Origin of the sequence: Variovorax sp. J22P240 (assembly GCF_030316855.1) — a bacterium.
Lineage (GTDB): Bacteria > Pseudomonadota > Gammaproteobacteria > Burkholderiales > Burkholderiaceae_C > Variovorax.
In genome coordinates this window covers 1-8,614 of record NZ_JASZYR010000034.1, presented here as the reverse complement: position 1 = coordinate 8,614, position 8,614 = coordinate 1, and the positions used below count along the sequence as shown (strand labels likewise).

The 8,614-nt window shown below is 66.6% G+C and carries 9 protein-coding genes and 1 rRNA gene; 5 read left to right on the top strand and 5 right to left on the bottom strand.

The window, feature by feature from the left end; all coding sequences use genetic code 11:
• Positions 1-83: ribosomal RNA gene (rrf, locus tag QTI24_RS31690) — 5S ribosomal RNA — on the top strand; the annotation flags it as partial.
• Between the two features lie 276 nt (positions 84-359).
• On the opposite strand, the gene QTI24_RS31350 is transcribed toward rrf, so the two are convergent.
• From QTI24_RS31350 to gcvA, 4 genes are all read right to left on the bottom strand, one after another.
• Positions 360-674 (bottom strand): YciI family protein, encoded by a 315-nt coding sequence (locus QTI24_RS31350; protein WP_286605840.1) that lies wholly within the window; start codon positions 672-674, stop codon positions 360-362.
• Positions 675-692: 18 nt separating this feature from the next.
• Positions 693-1,661, bottom strand: a complete 969-nt coding sequence (locus QTI24_RS31345; RefSeq protein ID WP_286605837.1) for a tripartite tricarboxylate transporter substrate binding protein — start codon at positions 1,659-1,661, stop codon at positions 693-695.
• Between the two features lie 52 nt (positions 1,662-1,713).
• Positions 1,714-2,619 carry an SMP-30/gluconolactonase/LRE family protein gene (locus QTI24_RS31340; protein ID WP_286605835.1) on the bottom strand — a complete coding sequence of 302 codons (906 nt, stop codon included), beginning with the start codon at positions 2,617-2,619 and terminating at the stop codon, positions 1,714-1,716.
• 132 nt (positions 2,620-2,751) lie between these two features.
• On the bottom strand, positions 2,752-3,657 hold the full coding sequence (gene gcvA / locus QTI24_RS31335; protein WP_286605833.1) for a transcriptional regulator GcvA: 906 nt from the start codon (positions 3,655-3,657) through the stop codon (positions 2,752-2,754).
• 102 nt (positions 3,658-3,759) lie between these two features.
• Between gcvA and QTI24_RS31330 the strand changes: the two genes are divergently transcribed.
• Genes QTI24_RS31330 through leuB form a run of 4 tightly spaced genes read left to right on the top strand, consistent with a single transcriptional unit; the run spans position 3,760 to position 7,920 of the window.
• A complete protein-coding gene (locus tag QTI24_RS31330) occupies positions 3,760-4,740 on the top strand; it encodes a Bug family tripartite tricarboxylate transporter substrate binding protein (protein WP_286605831.1) in 981 nt (326 codons plus the stop codon).
• Between the two features lie 26 nt (positions 4,741-4,766).
• Entirely contained in the window at positions 4,767-6,191 is a 1,425-nt protein-coding gene (gene leuC, locus QTI24_RS31325; RefSeq protein ID WP_286605830.1) for a 3-isopropylmalate dehydratase large subunit, read from the top strand.
• Positions 6,192-6,218: 27 nt separating this feature from the next.
• Positions 6,219-6,812, top strand: a complete 594-nt coding sequence (gene leuD / locus QTI24_RS31320; RefSeq protein ID WP_286605829.1) for a 3-isopropylmalate dehydratase small subunit — start codon at positions 6,219-6,221, stop codon at positions 6,810-6,812.
• A 34-nt stretch (positions 6,813-6,846) separates the two neighbouring features.
• On the top strand, positions 6,847-7,920 hold the full coding sequence (gene leuB / locus QTI24_RS31315; RefSeq protein ID WP_286605827.1) for a 3-isopropylmalate dehydrogenase: 1,074 nt from the start codon (positions 6,847-6,849) through the stop codon (positions 7,918-7,920).
• Between the two features lie 71 nt (positions 7,921-7,991).
• Here leuB and QTI24_RS31310 read toward each other — a convergent pair whose 3' ends face one another.
• Entirely contained in the window at positions 7,992-8,210 is a 219-nt protein-coding gene (locus QTI24_RS31310) for a DUF2061 domain-containing protein (protein WP_286605825.1), read from the bottom strand.
• Positions 8,211-8,614 lie beyond the last annotated feature (404 nt).

Sequence of the window (8,614 nt, the reverse complement as noted above, 5' to 3'; positions counted from 1 at the left end):
CTTCCCATCCCGAACAGGACAGTGAAACGCCTCAGCGCCGATGATAGTGCGGGTTCCCGTGTGAAAGTAGGTCATCGTCAGGCTCTTACAGCCCAGAAAAGCCCAGCCCTCAAAGGCTGGGCTTTTTTGCGTTTGCGACATAGACAGCCAGTGCATTGCTGTTGATCGCTGCGGTTGCGCTGTCGTTCGCGAAGCACTTGGCTGCGACCTGATCACGGCTTTTTGGCACCCGCCCGTCCAGCTCAGCGTCAGGCCGATCGACGGCGCCCCTGCAAACAGGGTTCACCGCGACAGCATCCCGAACCTCCCAAACCTCCCAAACCTCCCGTCCAGCTGCCAGGGCGGTAGGGGTTGCGCCGTCAGCTGGAAGGCCGTCCTTCGATCGGGATCCTCTGGCGATCAAAGAAGGTCTTGCGCCAAGTCAGGATCTGGATCGCGCCGAACACGCCGCCCGTGGTGAAGGGGTCTTCGCCGACGAAGCGCTCCGCGGCGGCGCGATCTTCGGTGTCGATGATGATCAGCCCGCCGATGGACTTGCCGTCTTGATCGAGCAGGGCGCCGCCCGCCAGCATCTGGCCCTTGCGAGCCGAAAGGTAGGCGAGATGCTCCGATCTCAGCTTGGCCCGCAGGCGCTCGGAGTTCGGCTTGTCGTGCGCAAGGATGATGAAGGGCATGGCGGCCGGTGCGCTCTCTCAGGTGGTCGTGATGTCGGCCTTCTTGATGATCGTGCCCCAGGTGTCCATCTCGCGCGTGATGAAGGCCCGAAATTCCGCAGGCGTGCTGCCAACCGGCTCGGCGCCATTGGAGACCAGCGCCTCGCGCGTGACGGGGATCTGCAGCGCCTTGCGTACTTCGGCGCCGAGTCGCTCCACGATCGAAGCGTCGGTGCCCGCGGGCGCGAGCAGGCCGGTCCAGGCGCTCACGTCGAAGGGCTTGCCCGTGATTTCAGCGACCGTGGCCACGTCGGGCAGCGATGGCGAGCGCCGCTGCGTCGACGTCGCAAGGGCACGCAGCTTGCCCGACTTGACCAGCGGCGCGGCCGCGACCACGTTGGCAAACATCAGGTCGACATGGTTGCCCATGACATCGGAGAGCGCCGGGCCGGTTCCCTTGTAAGGCGCGTGCGTCGTCGAGATGCCTGACTCCAATGCCAGCAGTTCCATCGCCAGGTGATCGGCCGTGCCGCTGCCGGTGGAGGCAAAAGCCAGCCGCTTGGTCTTCGCCAGTGCGATCACGTCGGCCAGCGACCGAACCGGCGACGCCGCAGAGGTGACCATGATGAACGGCGACTGCACCGCCAGGCTGATCGGGGCGAAGGCCTTGAGCGTGTCGAACGGCAGCGCCTTCATCAGCCACGGATTGGTCACGTGCGGCACGCTGGCCACCAGCAGGGTGTAGCCATCGGGCTGGGATTTGGCCACGTACTCGGAGCCGATCACGGTGCTCGCGCCGGGCTTGTTCTCGACGAAGAAGGTTTGACCGAAGGCCTCCGAAAGACCGGTGGCGAGCGCTCGCGCGACCACGTCCGTGCCTCCGCCGGCGGTGAACGGCACGACCACCCTCACCGGTCGGACCGGGTAGCGTGCCGCAGCGCGCGAAGGCAGCACGGCACCCGACAGGCATCCGCCTGCCAGCAAACTCACCAGCTCGCGACGATTCATGCTGATCTCCTCGGTGTGCTGCTCTAGACAGCCTGTGTGGTTGGGCGCCCGTCTAGGCGTTGAAGTGGAGTCGCTGGCCGCCGTGCGGCCAGGGCAGGGAGACCAGCTGCCCGCTGCCGGACAAGGTGACGAACGCGGTCTTGAGTTCGGGCCCGCCGAAACAGATGTTGGTCACGTACGGGTCCGGGAACGCGACCTGGGACCTCAGTTCTCCGCTCGTCGCGATGACCGAGATCGCCCCTGTGATCAGCGTCGCCACGCAGATCTGTCCTTCGGCGTCGAGCGCCAGGCTGTCGAAGCGCTGGAAGCCTGGCAGCCCGCACACCAGGCGCCCTCCGTGCGGCGAAGGGAAGGGCTGCTTCCGGATGCTTCCCGCTTCGACGAGGTCGAACGCCCACAGGCGGGCGGTCTCCGTTTCGGCCACATAGACCGTCATGCCATCGGGCGAGAGGCCGACGCCATTGGGGGCCAGCAAGGGGTAGGCAACCTCGACGATGCGGGAACCGTCGGGCAGCGCGTAATAGAGGCCGCCGTGGTCCCGCGACCGGGCGTGCTTCTTGCCGAAATCGGTGAAGTAGAAGCCGCCGTGCGCATCGAACACGAGGTCGTTGGGCGACGATAGCCGATGGCCCTCGCAATGGGTGTAGAGCACATCGCCTCGGCCGCTCGCGAGATCGAACTTCCGGATGCTGCCGCCGTCGTAGCCGGGTGCCGGACCGATCGAGGTGAAGCGCCCCGGCCTGTAGGCACTGCCGCCGTTGTCGCAGACATACAGAGCCCCATCGGGTCCGATGGCAGCCCCGTTCGGCCCGCCGCCGCACTCCGAGATCAGCTCGATACGACCCTCTGGCGTGACGCGGATGATCCTGCCTGCGCGCAGTTCGACGAGCACCACCGAGCCATCGTGCAAGGCGACGGGACCCTCAGGAAACTGCAGACCCTCGGCAAGGATTTTCATGAGCTTCGTGCGACCTGTCCCGACGCCGCGCGTCGAAAGAAGGCTTCTGTCTCCAATGAACTTGGAGCCGACGATATCGAAGTGTCCGCCGAGTCTCAATCACAATTAAGTCATGCGAGAAATGAGCAAAGCTCATCCATGCGGGTCCTCGGCCAACCCGGCCTCGGCGGCGATCCACGCTTCGAAGTCGCTCACGCGCTTCGGAACCGGCCGGTCCGCCCGCCAGGCCATGAAATAGCCGCCCTCGGTGTCCACGCGCAGATCGAAAGGCGCCACCAGTCGGCCGCTCGCGAGGTCGTCCTGCACGAAGGCGAGCAGCGCCACCATCACGCCCAGCTGCTCGGCCGCCGCCTGGTAGGCCATGGCCGCGTTCTCGAACTTCAGGCCGCGGTTCCCGTCGATGCCGTGCGTCCCCGCGGCAGCCAGCCAGGTCGGCCAGTCCTGCGGCCGGTTCAACGAACACAGCAGCGCATGGTGCGCGAGGTCGGCGGGCTCGCGCAGCGGCGGGCCACGCAGCAGCAGGCCCGGCGCGCAGACCGGCAGCAAGGTCTCCCGGAACAGCAGCCGGAAGCCCGCGCCGGTCGGCGGACGCGGCTCGGAATGGATGCTGACGTCCACGTCGTCGCGGTCGAAGTCGGCCGGCTTGTGCGAGGTAGTGACCTGCACATCGATCTGGGGATAGCGCGCGTGGAAGCGCGCCAGGCGCGGGATCAGCCAGCGAATCGCGAAGGTCGGCGGCACCTTGATGCGCAGCAGCGATTCGTCCGGGCTTTGTAGCAACTGCCGCGTGCCGTGCTCGATCTGGTCCAGCGCGACGCGCGTGCTCGCGAAGTAGCTCTGGCCCGCGGGCGTGAGCCGGATGCCATGCCGCCCGCGCTCGAACAACGCGACCTTCAACCAGCCCTCCAGCGTGGCGATGTGACGACTCACGGCGCCCTGCGTGACGCAGAGCTCCTGTGCAGCGCGCGTGAAGTTTCCGCAGCGCGCCGCAGCCTCGAAAGCACGCAAGGCGTTGAGCGGAGGCAGGCGGCGCGTCATAGGGGTTGAATTTTACTCATGCCTGGCATGCCTTAATTGTGTTTGCCGCACCCACTCTCCGTGCATAGGATTGCAGCCAGCTACCGACAACCGGAGACAAACATGATGAAGAAACTGCATGCCTGGCTGCTCGCCTCCAGCCTGCTCGGAGCGCACGCCGCAGCGCCGGCGCAGGACGCGGCAGCGTCCTATCCGTACCAGCCCATCAAGCTCATGGTCCCTTGGCCGGCGGGAGGCGGGGTGGACACCACGGCACGGATCGTGTCGGATCTCCTGAGTCATCGTCTCGGCCAGCCCTTCGTGATCGACAACCGGGGCGGCGCCGGCGGCAACATCGGCACCGAGCTGGCGGCACGCCAGAAGCCGGATGGCTACAACCTGCTGATGTCTTCGATCAGTCCCAACGCGGTCAACATCAGCCTGTACGGCAAACTGGGGTTCGACCCGGTCAAGGACTTCGAGCCGATCATCTACGTTTCGGCTGTTCCCAACATCCTCGTGGTGCCTGCGAGTTCGCCGTTCAAGACCGTCAAGGACGTGATCGACGCGGCGCGGGCCAATCCGGGCAAACTCAACTATGCATCCGGCGGCGTCGGCTCCTCGCAGCATCTGGCGGCGGTGCAGTTCGCGCAAGCTGCCAAGCTCGACATCGTTCACGTGCCCTACAAAGGGACCGCGCCGGCGGAGGCCGACGTGGCAGCGGGTCACGTTTCGCTGATGCTGGACACCACGACCTGCCTGCCTTTCATCGCCGGCGGCAAGATGCGCGCGCTGGCGGTGGCTTCCAAGACGCGCAACCCAGCGCTGCCCGATGTGCCCACCTTCGATGAAGTGGGACTGCCCGGCGTGTACGCCTTATCGTGGTACGGACTGTCGGCGCCCGCCGGCACGCCGCGCGCAATCATCGACAAGCTCAATGCCGAGGCCAACGCGGTGCTGAAGTCGCCCGAACTGCAAAAGCGCATGCTCGCGTTCGGTGCCGAAGTCGGCGGCGGCACGCCCGAGGACTTCGGCCGCTTCATGGCCAGCGAAACCAAGCGCTACGCCGAGATCGTCCGCATCTCCGGCGCCAAGCTCGACTGAACTCTCTTGACCGGATCCTCACTTCCATGTCACCCGATTCCGCTGCACGCACGCTGTTCGACAAGATCTGGGAGCCGCATGTCGTCATGCAGCGCGACGACGGACAGAGCCTGCTGTATGTCGATCGCCACCTCGTGCAGGACGGCTCTGCACCTGCCTTCGAGATGCTGCGCCAGCGCGGCCTGAGCGTGCGCCGGGCGGACCTCGCCTTCGCCACGCCCGATCACTACGTGCCCACCGGCAGCCGTGTGCTGGCCGACGTCGCCGACGCGGAAAAGCGTGCCATGGCGCAAGCGCTGCAGGACGACAGCACGGCGGCGGGCATCCGCTTCTTCGGCATCGACGACGAGCGCCAGGGCATCGTGCATGTCGTCGGGCCGGAGCAGGGGCTCAGCCTGCCGGGTGCGGTGATCGTCTGCGGTGACAGCCACACCGCCACCCATGGGGCGCTGGGCGCACTGGCCTTCGGCATCGGTGCCTCCGAGGTCGCGCACGTGCTGGCCACGCAAACCATCTGGCAACGCAAGCCGCGCACGATGCGCATCGTGATCGATGGGCGGCTGGCCGAGGGCGTGTCGGCCAAGGACATCATCCTCGGCGTGATCGCGAAGCTCGGTGCCGCAGGCGGCACAGGCCATGTCCTCGAATACGCTGGCGAAGCGATCCGCAACCTCTCGATGGAGGGACGCATGACGGTGTGCAACATGTCCATCGAGGCGGGGGCACGTGCCGGCCTCGTGGCGCCCGACGACACCACCTTCCGATGGCTGGCAGGCCGTCCCCACGCGCCCAGCGGGCCGGAATGGGACGCGGCGCTGTCGCGCTGGCAATCTCTGCGCACCGACGACGGCGCCGTGTTCGACAAGGAGGTCCGGCTGCATGCCGGCGAGATCGCGCCGATGGTCACCTGGGGCAACAGCCCCGAGGATGCGCTGCCGATCACGGGCCGCGTGCCCGACCCGGCGGATGCCTCGACCGGCGAGCGGCGCGATGCCTTGCAACGCACGCTGGCCTACATGGGTCTCACGCCCGGTCAGTCGCTCACGGAGCTGCCGGTGGACCGCGTCTTCATCGGCTCCTGCACCAATGGCCGCATCGAGGACCTGCGCAGCGCTGCCGCCGTGGCGCGCGGGCGCCGCGTCGCCGATGGGGTGGAAGCCTGGGTGGTGCCCGGTTCGGGCCTCGTGAAACGCCAGGCCGAGGCCGAGGGTCTGGACGCCATCTTCCGCGCGGCCGGCTTCCAGTGGCGGCATGCGGGTTGCTCGATGTGCCTGGGCACCAATGGCGACCAGGTCGGGGCGGGCCAGCGCTGCGCCTCCACCTCGAACCGGAATTTCGTCGGCCGCCAGGGTCCGGGCTCGCGAACCCACCTGATGAGCCCCGCCATGGCCGCGGCCGCGGCCATCGCCGGGCGCCTCGCCGACGTGCGCGAACTGCCGCCCACACGCTGAAGACGAAGCCAACGGATCCGCCCACCCATGCAAGCCTTCAGACAACTCGAAGCCGTCGCGGCGCCGCTGGCCCAAGCGAATGTCGACACCGACCAGATCGTGCCCGCGCTGTACCTGCAGAAGCCGCGCTCGGAAAACTTCGGCAACTACCTGTTCCACGACGTGCGCCACGATGCGCGCGGCGATCGCCGGCCCGAATTCGTGCTCAATGCCGCCGTCTATGCAGAGGCGCGCATCCTGGTCGCAGGGAGCAATTTCGGCTGCGGCTCTTCGCGCGAACACGCGGTATGGGCGCTCCACGATGGCGGCTTCCGCGTGGTGATCGCGCCGAGCTTCGGCGACATCTTCTATTCCAACGCGCTGAAGAATGGCCTGCTGCCGGTGCGTCTGCCCGAGGCGTGGGTCGAGAGCATGCTGGCAACGCTGATGGCCGCGCCGGGCACCCGGCTGCGCGTGGACCTGGAAGCCCAGACTGTCACCGACCCGCAGGGCCGCGCCGAACCGTTCGTTATCGATCCGTTTGCTCGCCATTGCCTGCTCGCGGGCCTGGACGAGATCGACTACACGCTGACCCAGCACGCGCGCATCGAGGACTACGAGCGCCGCCATGCGCTGCGCTGACCCTGTCTCCCACTCATTCAGAAAGGTTCCCGAGATGAAGATTGCAGTGATGCCCGGCGACGGGATTGGCCGCGAGGTGACGCAGCAGGCCGTCAAGGTGCTCAAGGCGGTGGTGGGCCACGCCCAGCCGCTGGAACTGGTGGAGGCCGCGATTGGCCAGGCCGGCCTCGACGCCGCCGGTGATCCGCTTCCCGCCGCCACGAGCGAGATCGCACGCAAGGCCGACGCGATCCTGTTCGGCGCGGCCGGCATGCCGGGGGACGAGGCCGTTCCCTTCATGATGCGTCCCGGCGCCAGCCTGCTGCGCCTGCGCAAGGAACTCGGGCTGTTCGCCAATTTCCGGCCGGCCTTCCTGTTCCCTGAACTGCTCGGTGCCTCCACCCTCAAGCCGGAGGTGGTGGAGGGGCTGGACCTGATGATCCTGCGCGAGCTGACCGGCGACGTCTACTTCGGCGAGCCGCGCGGCTTCGGCGTCAATGCGAGCGGCGAGCGCGAGGCCTTCAACACCATGCGCTATGCCGAGTCGGAGGTCGAGCGCATCGCGCACGTTGCATTCCGAACGGCGCGCTCGCGGCAGCGCAGGCTGTGCTCGGTCGACAAGGCCAACGTGCTCGAGGTCATGCAACTCTGGCGCGAGGTGGTCACGCGCGTGGGCCGGGACTACCCAGATGTCGAACTCACGCATCTTTTCGTCGACGCGGCCGCCATGCAACTGATGCGAGCGCCCAAGCAGTTCGACGTGATCGTCACCGGCAACATCTTCGGTGACATCCTGTCCGATGCAGCCGCCATGCTCACGGGGTCGATCGGCATGCTGCCTTCGGCATCGCTGGCGGCGGGCAGCTTCGGGCTCTACGAGCCAGTGCATGGCACGGCGCCCGACATCGCCGGCAAGAACCTGGCCAACCCGCTGGCGTCCATTCTGTCGATGGCGATGATGCTTCGCCTGTCGTTCAACCAGCCGGCCAACGCCGAGCGCGTCGAACGCGCCGTGCGCCGCGTGCTGGCCGATGGCCTGCGGACCGGCGACATCTTCCAGTCCGGAAGTACGCGCGTGGGAACCGAGGAAATGGGCGCAGCGGTGGTGGCGGCCCTCGACGCGCGCTAGGAGGGCCCTGAGCCTGTGGACTCGGGCCGACGGTACCGCAGTCATTCGAGACAACGGCCCTCAGAGTGCCATCACGCGTGATGTGGGGCGGGGACGAAGTCCTGCTCCTGCTGCTCTTTTCGAGTCCAGAAGAGCTCGTGGAAGAAGAATGCGACGGTGTTCACGCACGGCTCGATGAGCGCTACTGCACCTGAAACGCGCCAGTCGCCTGTCAACAAATACGTCACGGCGAACGCAACGCTGAAGTGCAGGGCAGCAAAGCTGATGGTCTTTTTGAGGTGGCGGTTCATGGCGACTCCTTGCACTCATTGTACCAACGAATGAGAGTCATTCTCATTTGCATGCGCTATCGAACCGATAGGGCAAGGGGGCTGCGGACCAATTTCACAACGTGCTTTGGGCCCAAGGTTCCGAACGAGCGGCCGGTCGGTACGGCCTGGTCGGAAACCGGTCGCGCCCCGTTCATACTGTCGTTCGTTTCATCCTGAAAGGACGCCACATGAGCCGTTTCCGTTGCCCGGGGTTGAAGCTTGCCTGCACTACAGCATTGATGCAGTTGCTTTGCGCATGCGCGGGTGCACCGGGTTGATGTCCCAGCAAGTGGTGTAAGTCTTCCTTCACTCGCTGCGCGGCAAGGCGCGTAGGGCGTAGCCCGAAGCGGCTTGCCGCGCAGCGACCGCTCTCTTCGGGGGGG

Excerpts from the sequence above, each read along its gene's own strand:
- QTI24_RS31350 (WP_286605840.1), bottom strand. The coding sequence starts at position 674 with ATGCCCTTCATCATCCTTGCGCACGACAAGCCGAACTCCGAGCGCCTG.
- QTI24_RS31345 (WP_286605837.1), bottom strand. The coding sequence starts at position 1,661 with ATGAATCGTCGCGAGCTGGTGAGTTTGCTGGCAGGCGGATGCCTGTCG.
- QTI24_RS31340 (WP_286605835.1), bottom strand. The coding sequence starts at position 2,619 with ATGAAAATCCTTGCCGAGGGTCTGCAGTTTCCTGAGGGTCCCGTCGCC.
- gcvA (WP_286605833.1), bottom strand. The coding sequence starts at position 3,657 with ATGACGCGCCGCCTGCCTCCGCTCAACGCCTTGCGTGCTTTCGAGGCT.
- QTI24_RS31330 (WP_286605831.1), top strand. The coding sequence starts at position 3,760 with ATGATGAAGAAACTGCATGCCTGGCTGCTCGCCTCCAGCCTGCTCGGA.
- leuC (WP_286605830.1), top strand. The coding sequence starts at position 4,767 with ATGTCACCCGATTCCGCTGCACGCACGCTGTTCGACAAGATCTGGGAG.
- leuD (WP_286605829.1), top strand. The coding sequence starts at position 6,219 with ATGCAAGCCTTCAGACAACTCGAAGCCGTCGCGGCGCCGCTGGCCCAA.
- leuB (WP_286605827.1), top strand. The coding sequence starts at position 6,847 with ATGAAGATTGCAGTGATGCCCGGCGACGGGATTGGCCGCGAGGTGACG.
- QTI24_RS31310 (WP_286605825.1), bottom strand. The coding sequence starts at position 8,210 with ATGAACCGCCACCTCAAAAAGACCATCAGCTTTGCTGCCCTGCACTTC.